General features: G+C 57.5%; 12 protein-coding genes and 2 pseudogenes. 10 read left to right on the top strand and 4 right to left on the bottom strand.

Annotated elements, in window-relative coordinates:
• The first annotated feature begins 73 nt into the window (after window positions 1–73).
• The 6 genes from QOT07_RS17680 (at window position 74) to QOT07_RS17655 (ending at window position 7,150) form a co-directional block, all read left to right on the top strand.
• Complete coding sequence (locus tag QOT07_RS17680) at window positions 74–295, top strand: putative periplasmic lipoprotein (protein WP_283603666.1); 222 nt, start codon at window positions 74–76, stop codon at window positions 293–295.
• 206 nt (window positions 296–501) lie between these two features.
• Window positions 502–924 (top strand): hypothetical protein, encoded by a 423-nt coding sequence (locus tag QOT07_RS17675; RefSeq protein ID WP_099065663.1) that lies wholly within the window; start codon window positions 502–504, stop codon window positions 922–924.
• 68 nt (window positions 925–992) lie between these two features.
• Window positions 993–1,316 (top strand): copper-binding protein, encoded by a 324-nt coding sequence (locus QOT07_RS17670; RefSeq protein ID WP_261427962.1) that lies wholly within the window; start codon window positions 993–995, stop codon window positions 1,314–1,316.
• A 10-nt stretch (window positions 1,317–1,326) separates the two neighbouring features.
• A complete protein-coding gene (locus QOT07_RS17665) occupies window positions 1,327–2,586 on the top strand; it encodes a TolC family protein (protein WP_112348808.1) in 1,260 nt (419 codons plus the stop codon).
• Entirely contained in the window at window positions 2,583–4,034 is a 1,452-nt protein-coding gene (locus QOT07_RS17660) for an efflux RND transporter periplasmic adaptor subunit (RefSeq protein WP_283603665.1), read from the top strand. Before QOT07_RS17665 ends, QOT07_RS17660 begins: the two co-directional genes overlap by 4 nt.
• Entirely contained in the window at window positions 4,031–7,150 is a 3,120-nt protein-coding gene (locus QOT07_RS17655) for an efflux RND transporter permease subunit (RefSeq protein WP_099065667.1), read from the top strand. The genes QOT07_RS17660 and QOT07_RS17655 overlap by 4 nt, the downstream gene beginning before the upstream one ends.
• Window positions 7,151–7,199: 49 nt before the next feature.
• Here the strand turns inward: QOT07_RS17655 and apbE are convergent, their stop codons facing one another.
• On the bottom strand, window positions 7,200–8,231 hold the full coding sequence (gene apbE, locus QOT07_RS17650) for an FAD:protein FMN transferase ApbE (RefSeq protein ID WP_283603664.1): 1,032 nt from the start codon (window positions 8,229–8,231) through the stop codon (window positions 7,200–7,202).
• 155 nt (window positions 8,232–8,386) lie between these two features.
• On the opposite strand from apbE, the gene QOT07_RS17645 reads away from it, so the two are divergent.
• Complete coding sequence (locus tag QOT07_RS17645) at window positions 8,387–9,499, top strand: SLC13 family permease (RefSeq protein ID WP_283603663.1); 1,113 nt, start codon at window positions 8,387–8,389, stop codon at window positions 9,497–9,499.
• A 45-nt stretch (window positions 9,500–9,544) separates the two neighbouring features.
• Here the strand turns inward: QOT07_RS17645 and pepT are convergent, their stop codons facing one another.
• A complete protein-coding gene (gene pepT, locus QOT07_RS17640) occupies window positions 9,545–10,777 on the bottom strand; it encodes a peptidase T (protein ID WP_099065670.1) in 1,233 nt (410 codons plus the stop codon).
• Window positions 10,778–10,884: 107 nt separating this feature from the next.
• On the opposite strand from pepT, the pseudogene QOT07_RS17630 reads away from it, so the two are divergent.
• Window positions 10,885–12,014, top strand: a pseudogene (locus QOT07_RS17630) (RNA-guided endonuclease InsQ/TnpB family protein).
• Between the two features lie 267 nt (window positions 12,015–12,281).
• Window positions 12,282–13,178 (top strand): endonuclease/exonuclease/phosphatase family protein, encoded by an 897-nt coding sequence (locus tag QOT07_RS17625; RefSeq protein WP_283603660.1) that lies wholly within the window; start codon window positions 12,282–12,284, stop codon window positions 13,176–13,178.
• Window positions 13,179–13,308: 130 nt separating this feature from the next.
• Here the strand turns inward: QOT07_RS17625 and QOT07_RS17620 are convergent.
• Window positions 13,309–13,490 (bottom strand): annotated as a pseudogene (locus QOT07_RS17620) (GntR family transcriptional regulator); the annotation flags it as partial.
• 92 nt (window positions 13,491–13,582) lie between these two features.
• Here QOT07_RS17620 and QOT07_RS17615 point away from each other — a divergent pair.
• Window positions 13,583–14,038 (top strand): rhodanese-like domain-containing protein, encoded by a 456-nt coding sequence (locus QOT07_RS17615; protein WP_099061640.1) that lies wholly within the window; start codon window positions 13,583–13,585, stop codon window positions 14,036–14,038.
• Between the two features lie 4 nt (window positions 14,039–14,042).
• Here the strand turns inward: QOT07_RS17615 and flk are convergent, their stop codons facing one another.
• Entirely contained in the window at window positions 14,043–15,071 is a 1,029-nt protein-coding gene (gene flk / locus QOT07_RS17610; RefSeq protein WP_283603658.1) for a flagella biosynthesis regulator Flk, read from the bottom strand.
• Window positions 15,072–15,206 lie beyond the last annotated feature (135 nt).

Here is a 15,206-nt window from a genome sequence, read left to right as displayed (position 1 = left end):
GCATACAATGGCTCAATAGCGCGAATATCACTCGGCGTCGCATTTCAGAGTGATCGAACATTGAGGCAAAAGTATGAAAAAGTTAATTGCGGTTGGGCTGCTGTCGGCATTTCTGGCTGGGTGCGCGACTGAGTCACCTTGTGTCCCGGTTTATGACGATCAGGGGCGTCTGGTGCACACCAACACCTGTATGAAAGGCACCACTCAGGATAACTGGGAAACCGCAGGCGCCATCGCCGGTGGTGCGGCGGCGGTTGCCGGTCTGACGCTGGGTATCATCGCGTTAACCAAATAACCTTCCGTCGGTGAGTTTCCCCGAATCAAGCCCAGCCTCCGCGCTGGGCTTTTTCTTTGGCTGAGACGCCACCGGTTGATTGATATCAAAGAATTTTAATTTCCACTTTGCCGCTGAATGCCGCTTTGTCAGCGGGTGTAAATTCCATTTCCTGCGCAAGCACTTGGTCGATATACTTCCGCCATCTCCCGCTCTGGAATGACCTGATGTCGGCTTTGGCGTCCATCTCTTTATCCATGCACCGTCTGCGCTTTGCTAAAAAGCGGGCTGGCGCATGGTTATTGGTCGTCTGCTGGCTGCTGTTGAATAGCCAACTGGCGCTGGCCAGCCATAATTGTAACCTGCAGTTCAGCGGCGAAGCGCCGATGGCCCAGCATATGATGCATATGCAAAACAGCCTGCCGTCGTCGGAACAGATGCAAACCCAGGGGCCACTGTGTGAGAAACACTGTGTACCGGAGTCAGCCCAACAGGACCACGCCAACCTGACGTTAGCCGCCTTGCCGATCAGCAGCGAATGGGCCGTTATTGCGCCTTCCCCGTCACTTTCTATCCCGGTTAATACCTGGCAAACACCCCCGATAACAGGCCCGCCGACAGAGATAGTTTTCTGTCGGTTCCGTGAATAGCTCTTACAACCGCTTTGCCGTCCCTGACGGCCACCCGCGTTTGTTAACTATTTAATGGAGTACCCGTTATGCGTAATTTATTTGCCGTTGTATTGATCACCCTGTTTTTCTCCTCTGCCGCCAGCGCCGCCGATATGGCGATGCAACATTCTGCCGTAAAACCTGACGTCGAAATCCATAGCCAGGGCGTGATCAAGGCCTGGGATGAGCGAAAGGTGTCCATCGCGCACCAGGCTATTCCGGCGCTCAACTGGCCGCCCATGACCATGAGTTTCCAACTCCCTTCATCGCCATCGCTCACCGCATTGCCTGCGGGAACGGCGGTGGATTTCAGCTTCCTGCCCGTCGACGGTGGTTATCAGTTGGTGGCTGTCGCCGCCGCTCGCCAATAACGGAGGCGTCATGACCATTATCCTTTCTCACCCTTGGCGGGTGGGCTGGCTGCTGCTTGCCTGTTGGGCACCGGCCAGCCAGGCGGCGGAGTTGACGCTGCAACAGTCGCTGACGGCCGCCGAGCGTTATTCGGCCGAGCTTTCGGCGAATCGACATCAGGTGAATGCCCTGGAGAACATGGCGGATTCGGCGATGCAATTGCCCGATCCCAAGCTGAAGTTCGGTATTGAAAACGTGCCGGTGCAGGGTGGAAACGCCCGACGCTTCACCCGTGAAGGCATGACGATGGGGCGGGTTGGCATCATGCAGGATTACGTCAGCAGCACCAAACGCCAACGTAAGGCGGATACCCTGCGTGCCGAGGCCAGCCAGACGGACGCCGGCAGTGCCACCATCCGAACCCGTCTGCAGCAGCAAACCGCACAGGCATGGCTGGAACTGGCGCTGAGTCGGCAAACCTTGCGCGATGCCACTGCCCTGGTCACGGAGAGTGAGCGTCAAATTGCCACTCAGCATGCTGGTGTGGCCGGTGGCGGTACTCCTGCCAGCGGCGTGCTGGACGCCAGACTGACGCTGTTGGCCATGCAGGACCGTATCAGCGAGGCGCAGCGTGACGTCGCGGTGGCGCAGGCACGCCTGACACAACTGACCGGTCTGGCGGCGACGGATACCGCCGGAACCCTGCCGCGCTTTGAACGTTTGCCGGCCGACAGTGACGTCTTGCGGCAGGCGATCAGGCAGCATCCCGAGGTGCTGCAGGCCAGCCGTGAGGCCGACGTAGCCAAGGCGCGTTCGGCGCAGTCAGAGGTGGCAGCCATACCGGACGTCGGCGTAGAGGTCTATTACGGCAAGCGTGCCGATGATTACGAAGATCTGGCTGGGGTGATGTTTACCGTCGATCTGCCGCTGTTCCGCTCACAACGGCAGGACAAGAACTACGCCGCTGATGTGTCCCGCAACATGGAGGCCAACGATCGACTGACGTTGCTGATCCGCGATCATCAGGCGCAGCTCGATACGCTGTTGGCACAGTATCAGGCGGCACAGGCGCAATGGCAGCGTCAGCAACAACAGGCGATCCCCCTGCAGCAACAGCGAGTGAGCTTGCTGTTGGCGCAATATCGCAGCGGTAAAAGCGACTTGTCTGCGGTGCTGGAAGCAAGGCGAGCGCTGCTCGACAGCCGTCTCAGCGCCGGTAAGGCCGCTCGCGGACTGGCACAGATTTGGGCTGCTATCCGCTACCTCACCCCTCAGGAGTCGATGCAATGAAAATGCCATTTAAGCTGGCGCTGTTAGCGGCGTTAATCGGTGGTGGGCTGGCCGGATACTGGTTTGGCGCGTCGGGTGAAACCGCACCGCAGGTGGACAAAAGTGAACGGCAGGTACTGTATTGGTACGATCCTATGATGCCTGCCCAGCGTTTTGATAAGCCGGGGAAATCGCCTTTTATGGATATGCAACTGGTGCCGCGCTATGCCGATGAGGCGGAGACGGAGGGCGGTGTGACCATCAGCGCACGCCAGCAGCAGAACCTGGGGGTACGTATCGAAACCGCCCAGTTGCGTCCGCTGGATCCGCAGCTTAACGTTTTTGGCAGCGTGGCCACCGATGAACGTGGGGTGCAGATCATTGCCGCCCGCGCCAATGGGCTGGTGGAAAAACTCTATGTCCGTGCCAGCCAGCAGCAGGTGAAAAAAGGCGAAGCGCTGGCACAGTTGTGGATCCCGGACTGGAGCGCGGCGCAGCAGGAGTATCTGGCGATACGCCAACTGGGTGACCGCGCATTGACTGCGGCTGCTCGTCAGCGGTTGCAACTGCTGTTTATGCCCGAAGCGGTGATTCGGCAGGTAGAGCGCACGGGTAAACCCGAGCCTCGCATTACGATAGTGGCGCCGGAAAGCGGTTATGTGAACAAGTTGAGCGTACTCGAAGGCGCACAGGTGACCGCGGCGCAGGGGCTGTTTGAACTTGCCCGTCTCGATCCGGTGTGGATCGTGGCTGATTATCCGCAGGCGCAAGCCGGGTTGCTGAAAGTGGGGGACCGGGTGCAGGCCAACTCCGCCAGTTGGCCGGGAGAGCGCTTTGAAGGCGAGGTGAGTGAACTGCTGGCTAATGTTGATCCGCTGACCCGAACCTTTAAAGCGCGGATCCTGTTGAAAAATCCTCAACAAAAGCTGCGGCCGGGTATGTACCTGCAACTGACGTTGTCGCAGAGCCACGTCGGTAAACCGGTGCTGGCAATCCCGCAGGAGGCGCTGATTGGCAGTGGCGATCGTAATCGGGTATTGATCGCCGAAGGTAATGGTCATTTCACGCCGGTTGAGGTGGTGGCCGGGCGCGCCCAGGACGGCTGGGTCGAAATCAAACGTGGGCTGAACGCCGGGCAGCAGGTCGTGACCTCCGGTCAGTTCCTGATCGACTCCGAGGCCAGCATGCGCAGTGCCTTGCCGCAGATGGCGGCGGAAACCGAGGTTAAACAGTATCAGGCTGAGGGAGTGATTGAGGCGCTGAATGGCGACAGCATGACGCTGTCCCACGGGCCGGTGCCGGAATTGCAGTGGCCGGCGATGACCATGGATTTTGCTCTGCCGCCGGGGGGATTACCGGCAGGCATCAAGCCAGGCGACCGGGTGAAAATCCGCTTTGGCGTCGACGACAGCGGTTCGCATATCAGCCAGGTCCTGCCGGCGAGTGCTGAACACGGAGGCCACTTATGATTGCATTAGTGATCCGCTGGTCGCTGCGTAATCGGCTGCTGGTGTTACTGGCTTCGGTGTTGTTGGCCGGCTGGGGTGTTTGGGCACTGCAGAAAGCACCGCTGGATGCACTGCCGGACTTGTCGGATGTGCAGGTGATCGTCCGTGCCACTTACCCAGGCAAGGCACCGCAGGTGATTGAAGATCAGGTCACCTATCCGCTGACCACCACCTTGTTGACGGTGCCGGGGGCCAAAACGGTGCGTGGCTTTTCCATGTTTGGCGATGCCTACGTCTACGTGCTGTTTGAGGACGGCACCGATCTTTACTGGGCGCGTTCACGGGTGCTGGAGTCGTTGAGCCAGGTGCAATCTTCATTGCCTGAACAGGTGAAGGTGGCGCTGGGGCCGGATGCCACCGGTGTGGGTTGGGTGTATGAATATGCTCTGGTGGATAAAAGCGGCAAACACAGCCTGGCCGACCTGCGCGCGCTGCAAGACTGGACGTTGAAGTTTGAGCTTAAAACCGTCCCCAATGTGGCGGAGGTAGCCAGCGTGGGCGGCATGGTGCGCCAGTATCAGGTGGTGCTGGATCCGCAAAGCCTGCGTGCGCTGAATATCACTCATCAACAGGTGGTGACGGCCATTCAGGACGCCAATCAGGAAGGCGGCGGGGCGCTGCTGGAAATGGGCGAAGCGGAATATATGGTGCGCACCTCGGGCTACCTGAAAAAGCTGAGTGATTTTGCCAACGTGGTGATCACCGTGCGCGACGGTGTACCTATCCTGCTGTCACAGGTGGCGACGCTGCGTGAAGGGCCGGAGATCCGCCGTGGCGTGGCGGAGTTGAATGGGGAAGGGGAAGTGGCAGGCGGCATTGTGGTGATGCGCTACGGTAAGAATGCGCTGGAAACTATCAACGCGCTGAAGGTGAAGCTACAGGAGATTCAGCAGACTTTGCCGCCGGGGGTGGAAATCGTCACGGTTTACGACCGCTCTCAGTTGATCGAGCATGCTATCGAAACCTTGTCCCACAAGCTGCTGGAAGAGTTTATCGTGGTGGCTCTGGTCTGCACCTTGTTCCTGTTCCATTTCCGCTCGGCACTGGTGGCGATGATCACGCTGCCACTCGGCATTCTCGGTGCCTTTGTGGTGATGCATTATCAGGGGGTGAACGCCAACATCATGTCGTTGGGCGGGATCGCCATCGCGATAGGGGCGATGGTGGATGCGGCGATCGTGATGATCGAGAACATGCATAAGGTGCTGGAGCAGTGGCGACAACGCCACCCTGGGCAACAACCGACGTCGGCAGATTACTGGCGCATTTCGGAGCAGGCGGCGGTGGAAGTGGGGCCGGCGCTGTTTTGCAGTCTACTGATTATCACGCTGTCCTTCATTCCGGTGTTCACACTTCAGGCGCAGGAAGGGCGGATGTTCTCTCCGCTGGCCTACACCAAAACCTATGCCATGGCGGTGGCGGCCGGGCTGGGGATTACGCTGGTGCCGGTGTTGATGGGCTACTTCATTCGTGGTCGCATTCCCGACGAGCATGCCAACCCAATCAACCGCTGGCTGATCCGTCTGTATCAGCCAGTGCTGGCGGCGGTGTTGGCAAGGCCGAAAACCACGCTCGGGGTTTCCTTGCTGCTGCTGTTGCTAACCTTGTATCCGCTTAGCCGCCTGGGCAGTGAATTTATGCCGCAGCTCGATGAAGGCGATTTGTTGTATATGCCATCGTCATTGCCGGGCATGTCGGCGCGCGAGGCCAGCAGGCTGCTGCAACTGACCGACCGGTTGATCAAAACCGTGCCGGAAGTGGCGACGGTATTCGGCAAGGCGGGGCGGGCGGAAACCGCCACCGACCCGGCACCGCTGACCATGCTGGAAACCACCATTCGCTTCAAGCCGCGTGACCAATGGCGGCCGGGCATGACCATGGACAAGCTGGTGGCGGAATTGGACAGCGTGGTCAAGGTGCCGGGGATAGCCAACGTGTGGGTTCCCCCAATCCGCAATCGGCTGGATATGTTGGCCACCGGGATAAAAAGCCCGGTCGGTATCAAGGTGAACGGCAATAACATGGCCGATATCGAAAGGATTTCCGGGCAGATTGAGCAGGTGGTGAAGCGGGTTCCGGGCGTTACCTCGGCACTGGCCGAGCGCATTACCGGCGGCCGTTACGTGGATATTGATATCGACCGTCAGCGGGCGGCACGCTACGGTGTTTCGGTCAAAGAGCTGCAATCTATGGTGGCGACGTTGGTGGGCGGCGAAAACATTGGCGAAACCATAGAGGGGCGGGCGCGTTATCCGATCAATGTGCGTTACCCACGTGAAATCCGTGATTCGGTGCAACAACTGCAGGCGTTGCCGGTTCTGACCGCCAGCGGGGGCCAGGTGCCGTTGTCGATGTTGGCAGACATTCGGGTGACCGAAGGGCCGCCGATGTTAAAAAGTGAGAATGCGCGGCTTTCCAACTGGATTTATGTCGATCTGCGTGGGCGCGATCTTAAATCGGCGGTGGAAGAGATGCAGCAGGCGGTCGCGCAGCAGGTCAAGTTGCCGGCCGGGGTGTCATTGGGCTGGTCCGGGCAATTTGAATATCTGGAACGCGCCAGCGCCCAGCTGAAAATCGTGCTGCCGGTGACGCTGGCGATCATTTTCGTCTTGCTGTTTGTCACCTTCAGCAGCGTGCGCGATGCGCTGCTGATCATGGCGACGTTGCCCTTCGCGCTGATCGGCGGCGTGTGGCTGCTGTACCTGTTGGACTACAACCTTTCGGTGGCCGGGGCGGTTGGCTTTATTGCCCTGTCCGGGGTGGCGGCGGAGTTCGGCGTGATTATGGTGTTGTATCTGAATCACGCGTTGGAAAAACACCGTCAGCCAGGGCAGCCGCTCACCCAGCAACAACTGATGGCGGCCATCAGTGAGGGGGCGGTACTGCGAGTGCGGCCAAAAGTGATGACCGTCGCTACCATCATGGCCGGGTTGTTACCGATCATGTGGGGCGATGGCGCCGGTTCTGAGGTGATGCGACGCATTGCGGCACCGATGATTGGCGGGATGGTCAGCGCACCCTTGTTGTCGATGCTGGTGGTCCCGGTGGTTTATTTGCTGTTGCACCGTAAAGGATGACGGAGCGGGGCGCGGTATTGAACTGCGCCCCTTATTACTGAACCAGAAACTATTTCACCAGAAACGCTTTAAACTGCGGCGTCATCACGGCGCTGAATCCCTGTTCGGTTTTGCTGATCAAATACACCGCCAGCCCTTTTTCCTCCGCCAGTTTCAGTGCTTTTTCCGTTCCCAGCACCATCAGCCCGGTATCCCAACCGTCGGCTTCCAGCGCGGTCGGAGCTATCACCGTGGCGGACACCAGACGGTGGGTAATAGGTCGGCCGGTAGTGGGATCGATCACGTGCGAATAACGCTGTCCGTCCTGTTCGAAATAGTTGCGGTAGCTGCCGGCGGTGCTGATGCCATACCCTTGCAGATCCACCAGGGCCTGCACCGCATTTTCGCGGTCGGTCGGTTTTTGGATCGCCACCCGCCAGGCTTTGCCCTGGCCGTTAACGCCGCGTGAGGAAACCGCACCGCCGACCGAAACCAGATAGTTGGTGATGCCGTTGCGCGCCATCAACTGCACCAACTGGTCAACGCCATAACCTTCACCCAGGGTTGAGAGATCGACATACATCTCCGGCAGGTCTTTTTGCAGCCACTCACCGCGATCGTCACTGATCAGCTTGAGATGCTTCAGGCCGACATTCTTTTGCGCCGCTTCTATTTGCTGCTGGCTCGGCACCTTGACCACTTTTTTATCCGGGCCGAAGCCCCACAAATTGACCAGTGGACCGACGGTAATATTCATCGCGCCCTGAGTATCGCGGCCGATGCGTTGAGCCATCAGGATAATGTCCGCCATACCTCGTGGGATCGGCTGTGGATCGGCGCTGCGGGTCTGATTAAAGCGCGACAGTACCGAATCATTGCGGTAGGTGGAGATATCGTCGTTGGCCCGCTCCAGCACGGCGTCGATCTGCTGTTGCAACTGCTGTTTATTGATTGCCATGTCACCGCTGACCTTGACGCTGTAGAAGGTCCCCATGGTTTTGCCGTCGATATCCGTCTGCGGGCGGGAGTTCTGGTCATTACAGGCGGTCAGCAAACCGAGCACGAGACTCAGCAACAGTCCTTTGGCGAAAACGTTAGCCATAAAAAATCCTTTAAAACTGGGAAAGGCGCTACCAATAAAGTAAAGCGCGACGAATGAAAAGCAGTTAAAGGTAAAATAGCATTTTGCTGGCGTTCCCGTCGTGCTTGGGCTAACTTCTGGCTCCCGACCCCTGGTTGATTTTTGAAGCGCTCAACATGAGTTCAAACGCGGCTCTCCGGCTGATCCAGCCGTTCCTGAAAGATCGTTTTTTACATATTCTGCTGTTGGCCGGCGTGTTGATGGCGGTCATTAATCCGCAGCCACTGCCCGTGCTCAGCGGTTTTATTGACTGGCGAACCATTATTACCCTGCTGGGCCTGATGCTGTTGACCAAGGGGGTTGAGGTCAGCGGCTATTTTGATTTTATCGGCCGCAAGATCGTCAATACGCTGCACAGCGAACGGCGGCTGGCGCTGTTTTTGGTGTTTTCTGCCGCGCTACTGTCGTCATTCCTGACCAACGACGTGGCGCTGTTTATTGTCATTCCGCTGACCATCACGCTGAAAAAACTGTCTTCGCTGCCGATTAGTCGACTGATTATCTTCCAGGCGCTGGCGGTCAATGCCGGCTCGCTGCTGACGCCGATTGGCAATCCGCAGAACATTTTGCTGTGGAGTAAATCCTCGTTGTCCTTCCTGGGTTTCATTGCCCAGATGGCACCCTTTGGTGTGGCGATGCTGGCCAGCCTGCTGCTGTTGACCTGGTTCAGTTTCCCGGCGCGGGATATCGTTAAGGCCCCGCACACCGAAGGCTACCCTTATCAGCGACGTCTGTTGCTGAGCTGTGTGGCGTTGTACGTGATTTTTCTGCTGTGTCTGGATATTGACCTGCCGCTGTACGGCCTGTTGGCGGTATTCGCCGGTTTTTTACTGCTGGCGCGCCGGGTATTGCTGCAGATCGACTGGAGCCTGATTTTTGTCTTTATCGCCATGTTTATCGACGTGGGGTTGTTCACTCGACTAGAGGTCGTCCAGCCCTGGTTTGCTGACATTGCCAGGCTAAGCGAGGGCGGTATTTATGCCCTGGGGATAGGCCTGTCACAGGTGATCAGCAATGTGCCGGCGACCATTTTACTGCTCAATTACGTGCCTTCCAGCCAACTGTTGGCCTATGCGGTGAACGCCGGTGGTTTTGGTCTGGCGATCGGCTCACTGGCCAATCTGATTGCACTGCGGATGGCGGGCGAGCGAAAAATCTGGCTGAAATTCCATTATTACTCGCTGCCACTGCTGGCGTGGGGTGGGTTGCTTGGCTGGCTGTTGGCCTAAGAGCGGTATTTTTGTATGAAATACCGCTCTCCCTTGGCCAAGCAACTAACCGCGAGCCGCCAGCAAACAAATACTGCGGGTGACCTGATAGGACTTCACAAAGGCGCTGATCGGCAGAAACTCAAAGCGTGAATGGAAATTGTGCGCGCCGGTAAAGTAGTTGGGGGTCACCAGCCCGCGGCTGGACAACGCCGCACCGTCGGTGCCACCGCGCATCGGTATCACCTTTGGCGGAATACCATGGGCGGCGAGTGCGCCGAAAATCAGTTCGATGGCACGTTTGTCTTCACCGATAGAGTTGCTGATATTGCTGTAGATATCCGTGACGCTGCAACTGACCCTGGCCCGCGGGTAGTTTGCCGCCACCTGCTGCACCACTTGCTGAATACGCTCTTTACGCGCATTGAAATTCGCCAGATCAAAATCACGGATCGACACTTTCAGCGTGGCGAGGTTGGCATTGGCCGTCATGTCATTGAACCAGAAGTAGCCTTCACGTCCCTCGGTATGCTCCGGCGTATCCTGGCTGTCGAACTGGTTGATGATGTCGTTGGCGATGCGAATCGGGTTGATCAGCACGTTTTTGGCTGACATCGGGTGAGCGGTCACCCCCTCAATGCGGATCTCCGCCGCGGCCGCGTTGAAGTTTTCATACACCACTTCCCCCAGTTCGCAGCAGTCGATGGTATAGGCGAAGTCCACATCAAAGCGCGCCAGATCCAGCGCCTTGGCACCGCGCAGGCCAATTTCTTCATCCGGCACAAAGGCCACCAGAATATCGCCGTGGCGGTCAGTGGCGCTCAGGTTAGCCAGCAGGGTCATCACTACCGTCACTGCGGCCTTGTTATCGGCACCGAGCACGCTAGTCCCGTCGCTGAAAATAATCTCTTCATTCGGGTAGGCCAGGATCTCCGGGTGCTCGGCGGTGCGCAGCCAGATGTCATGCTCCGCGTTCAGGCACAGATCCTGGCCGCTAAAGCGCAGGCGCTGCGGATGAATATGCGCTGACAGGCCGACGTCAACGGTATCGATATGAGTAATAAAACCGATGCGCGGCGCACCTGGCTGGTTACCGGGCTTGCGTGCGGTGACGGTGGCGTGCTCATCAATTTGCACGTCTTTCATCCCCAACTGGCGCAGTTCGGCGGCCAGCAGCTTGGCCATATCATGCTGGCCCGGCGTGCTGGGCAGGGTGGTGACGGCGGCATCGCTCTGGCTGGTCACCGCCAGATAGCGGAAGAAACGTTCGGTGAGCTGTTCGGCTATGGCGCTGGTCATCAGAGTGCCTCCGGGAAACCTCGGCCTTCAGGCCGGGGAGGAAAGGAGGCGTTTTTCGAGCTAACTTCTTTTTGTCTTTTCACGATGGCTCCTGTAATTTTGTACATATGAAACGCGCATACAAATACCGATTCTATCCAACAGCCGATCAGGTTGAGCTTTTGGCTCAAACGTTCGGCTGTGTGCGTTTTGTCTATAATTCAATCCTTCGCTGGCGTACTGATGCTTACTATGAGCGCCAGGAGAAGATCGGCTATCTGCAAGCTAATGCGCGGTTAACCGCGCTTAAAAAAGAGCCTGAATGCGCATGGCTCAATGACGTTTCCTGTGTCCCCTTGCAACAATCGCTACGCCACCAACAGATGGCCTTTTCTCACTTTTTTGCAGGTCGGGCTAATATCCAGCATTCAAAAGCAAACGCCACAAACAGGTCGCTGAATTGACCGCCAGCGCGTTTAAATATCGTGATGGCAAGCTGCATATGGCTAAGAGCAAAGCCCCATTGGACGTGCGCTGGAGCCGTGAACTCCCATCCGTGCCGTCAACCGTCACTATTTCCAAAGATGCAGCCGGACGATATTTCGTTTCCTGTCTGTGCGAGTTTGAACCTGTATCACTGCCCATTTCCGCTAAAACCGTGGGCATTGATGTGGGTTTAAAGGATTTGTTCGTTACTGACACTGGATTTAAACAAGGCAATCCCCGCCATACCGCTAAATACGCGGCTCGCCTGGCGCGACTTCAGCGCCGTTTAAGCAAAAAAGCGAAAGGTTCGAAAAACCGCGCTAAAGCCCGCTTGAAGGTGACCCGACTCCACGCGAAAATTGCCGATTGCCGCAGGGATAACTTGCACAAGTTGTCCCGCAAACTGATTAACGATAACCAAGTTGTTTGCGTTGAATCCCTGAAAGTGAAGAACATGATCCGCAACCCTAAGCTGTCGAAAGCGATAGCCGATGCAAGCTGGGGCGAGTTTGTGCGCCAGCTCGCATACAAGGCTGAATGGGGCGGGCGTTCACTGGTCGCCATTGCCCCGTTTTTCCCGTCCTCAAAGCGTTGTAGTTGTTGCGGCTTCACCATGAAAAAATTGCCTCTTGATGTTCGTAAATGGAATTGTCCGGAATGCCAGACAAGCCATGACCGTGACATTAATGCGGCACGGAATATAAAAGCTGCCGGGCTGGCAGCGTTAGCCCACGGAGAGTCTGTAAATCCTGAATCGCATCAAGCGGCTTAGGTTCGACTCAGTGAAGTGGGAATCATCGCCCTTTAGGGCGGGGAGCAGTCAAGCGGGTTCCTCTCGGTAAGCGGTCTATCGGTTTTAAAGGTAAATCAGCCGGTTGTCCAATGGTGCAATACTTCGGCTGTCGGAATGCGAGACGCCGCGCAGAATAAAAAAATAGCGGCACAACTAGGAAATAGTCGCGGGTAACTGCGGCAAAATCGTTGTTAGCTGTGGGGAGCGGGTGCCCCAACAAAAATCTTAACCTTAAAAGGAGAATTCATGCGCTCACGTCAGGCTTTGCTTATTACTTTGTTATCCCTGGGAATATCTCAGACCGCCTGGTCTTCCACCGACGGCGGCCATGCCAACAGCAACGCCAATAGCCGCGAAGTAGCCAGCGCGCTCGGCGGCCTGAAGAACAAAACCTATAGCCTGGAGCAGGCACCGAAGATCCGCGTCGCCAGCTTCAATATTGCCGCCGGTAAGGTCAGTGACATGACCGCCATCGCCAAAGCGATCAAGGCGATGAACGTCGACGTGGTGGCGCTGCAGGAAGTGGACAAGCTGACCGGCCGCAGCGGTAAATTGGATCAGGCTGAAGAGTTGGCCAAGCTGACCGGCATGCACGTGGTCTTTGGGCGCGCGATTGACTTTGACGGCGGTGAATATGGTCTGGCGTTCCTGTCAAAATACCCGCTGCATGACAGCAAGATTTATCCGCTCCCCTCCGGTCAGCGTGAACAGCGCATTGCCTTCAGTGCCCAGACTGACGTGCCTGAATTCCCGGCCCCGATCACCCTGATCAATACCCATCTGGACACCAAGGAAGATCCTGCCATGCGTTTGGAGCAGGTGCGTGAGTTGAACGATCGCACTATCGAGATGCGCGGTATCAAGCTGTTGTTTGGCGATATGAACGACGTGCCGGGCAGCGTCACCTGGACCGAACTGGGCCGTTACTGGAACGACATCATGCCCAGCGCGCAAGATGGCCGCAGTTGGCCGGCAGAAAACGCCGAAATCAAGGTCGACTACATCTTTAGCGGCAATGCCCAACGCTGGCACCTGGACAGCCTGACGGTGCCGAACGCCAGCGGCGACTGGAATGGCATTCACTGGCCGGCGGTCAGCGATCACCTGCCGGTGGTTGCCGAACTGCGCCTGACCGAGCAGTAATTTAATCGCAAACGGCGTTGTCAGTTTAAACGGGGGAAATCTGTGCCAGCCGTTCGATAGCGGCACGGATTTCACCCGGTGTCAGGGCAGAAAAGCCCAACAGCCAACCGTCGCGCCGCCCGGCTGGCGTGAGATAGCCCTCGGCCTCCAGTTGGCCGTAGGCCGCCTCGGCGGTCACGCGTGAGACCGCTAAATCTGCCGCCAGTACTCTGGATGAGGGCAAACGCTGCTCAACGTCCCGTTATGGATAGCCCGGCGCAGCGTGCTGGCCATAATGGGACTTATCAATGGGCGAAAATGGGTATCAATCATCAGAGTGCCTCCGGGAAACCTCGGCCTTCAGGCCGGGGAGGAAAGGAGGCGGTTTTCGAGCTAATCAGTGTTTATTAACAGGAGTGAATTCCATGGCGGTATCTTCATTGGTTTTGGCCTTTCCACCGGGGACGGCGGCGCAGAGTCTGGATTATCTGGCCGCGAAGCTGAGTTATTACGCAGATGCGTGGGACGTGGCGGAAGATCTGCGCAACGGCGTCAGTGAGATCCTGGTGATCGATACCCGTGCGGAAGCCCTGTACGCGGCCGGACATATTCCTGGTGCCATCAGTTTGCCCCATCGCCTGATGGACGAGGCCGGTACGGCGCATCTGGCGCGCGATAAAGTCTATGTCACTTATTGCGATGGCATTGGCTGCAACGGCTCCACCAAGGGGGCGTACAAGCTGGCGCTGCAAGGATTTCGGGTGAAGGAGTTGATTGGCGGGTTGGACTTCTGGCTACGCGATGGCCATCCATTGGCCACCGGTGAACAGCCGGGCTCGCTGCAGGGAAGTGCTATTGGAGAAGACTGCGGCTGCGCCTGAGGGGTTAAAACACCAGCGCCAATACCAGGGCCAGCACCAGAACAAACAGGATAAAGGCCACGGCCGGCTTGCTCAGCGCTTTTTGCAGCGGTTGGGGCAGGGCGGCAATCAGTGGGTTGAGCAATGGCTGCGGTTCGGCATGGCTGCCGGACAGTGGCTGTGCCGGGCCGGTCTTTTCCAGACGGCGCGCAAACAGCTGGTTGATAATATCGCTCATCTGCGGATGGGTCAGCGGTGCGCTGGCATTGCAGTGAAAACGTGACTGGCAGTAGTCATTCAACTGCTGTTGCTCCTGTGAGTCTGCAGGCTGTTTGAGCACGGCCAACAGGTTGTTCAGCGTGGGTGCAGTCTGTGGACTCAGCGCGACCTTCACCTGCAAAAACTGGTTCAGCAGTTGGAAGTGGCGTGCAGGCAGCGGATCGTTGGTTTTTACCCCACTCAGGTCAAACAGCGTTTGCCAGATCTTGACCGGTGATTCGCCGGTGGCGGCGCTGAGCTTGGTCACCTGTTGTTGCAGGCTCTGGTGCTCGGCAGGCAGCAGCGGGCGATCGCTGGTGGTGGTTTGCTGCGGATGAGGAATGGCCAGGCTGCGGGTCTGCAACAGGTTCAGTACCTGTTCTAACTGCGGATGGCTCAACTGGCTCAGTACCGTATGGCCAAACTGCTGGCGAATAAAGTCGCTGACGGCCAGGCGGTTATTGCCCTGCGGCAACAATTCGGTAAGCTGCTGCAACAGTTGGCGGCTGGCATGGCTTTGTTGCACCTGTGCCAGACGGTTTTGCAACAGTTGCTCGGCCGGTTGGAAATGGCGTGCCAGCAGTTCGCTGTTGTTGTCCGTCTGCAGGTCATGGCGCAGCGTGACCCAAATCTCAGCGGACTTGGCCGGGCTGAGCGCCATGATCTTGACGACCAGCTTCTCCAGCGTCGTGCGTTGTGCCGGGGAGAGCGGACTACCGTCAGTGGCTGTGGTTTTGTCCGGGCTCGGGGAACGATCGTTGGCGATCGGGGTGCCCGGACCACTCAAAGGTTGCATATCACCTGTCCTTCGCTGTGTAGAAAATCGTCATACCCGGCGAAAAGCGCAGGATTGTGCTTATGATACCTGTAAATGGCCGTCATCAATACCGCCGTCAGACATTTCTTTACAGGCAAAACATTGCTAAACGCG

The organism is Serratia proteamaculans (assembly GCF_949794035.1).
Lineage (GTDB): Bacteria > Pseudomonadota > Gammaproteobacteria > Enterobacterales > Enterobacteriaceae > Serratia > Serratia proteamaculans.
The sequence above is the reverse complement of the archived record's forward strand: the minus strand, read 5'-3'. Positions and strand labels throughout refer to the sequence as shown.

Coding starts and splice junctions, on each gene's coding strand:
- QOT07_RS17680 (WP_283603666.1), top strand. CDS start 74: ATGAAAAAGTTAATTGCGGTTGGGCTGCTGTCGGCATTTCTGGCTGGG.
- QOT07_RS17675 (WP_099065663.1), top strand. CDS start 502: ATGTCGGCTTTGGCGTCCATCTCTTTATCCATGCACCGTCTGCGCTTT.
- QOT07_RS17670 (WP_261427962.1), top strand. CDS start 993: ATGCGTAATTTATTTGCCGTTGTATTGATCACCCTGTTTTTCTCCTCT.
- QOT07_RS17665 (WP_112348808.1), top strand. CDS start 1,327: ATGACCATTATCCTTTCTCACCCTTGGCGGGTGGGCTGGCTGCTGCTT.
- QOT07_RS17660 (WP_283603665.1), top strand. CDS start 2,583: ATGAAAATGCCATTTAAGCTGGCGCTGTTAGCGGCGTTAATCGGTGGT.
- QOT07_RS17655 (WP_099065667.1), top strand. CDS start 4,031: ATGATTGCATTAGTGATCCGCTGGTCGCTGCGTAATCGGCTGCTGGTG.
- apbE (WP_283603664.1), bottom strand. CDS start 8,231: ATGGCTAACGTTTTCGCCAAAGGACTGTTGCTGAGTCTCGTGCTCGGT.
- QOT07_RS17645 (WP_283603663.1), top strand. CDS start 8,387: ATGAGTTCAAACGCGGCTCTCCGGCTGATCCAGCCGTTCCTGAAAGAT.
- pepT (WP_099065670.1), bottom strand. CDS start 10,777: ATGACCAGCGCCATAGCCGAACAGCTCACCGAACGTTTCTTCCGCTAT.
- QOT07_RS17625 (WP_283603660.1), top strand. CDS start 12,282: ATGCGCTCACGTCAGGCTTTGCTTATTACTTTGTTATCCCTGGGAATA.
- QOT07_RS17615 (WP_099061640.1), top strand. CDS start 13,583: ATGGCGGTATCTTCATTGGTTTTGGCCTTTCCACCGGGGACGGCGGCG.
- flk (WP_283603658.1), bottom strand. CDS start 15,071: ATGCAACCTTTGAGTGGTCCGGGCACCCCGATCGCCAACGATCGTTCC.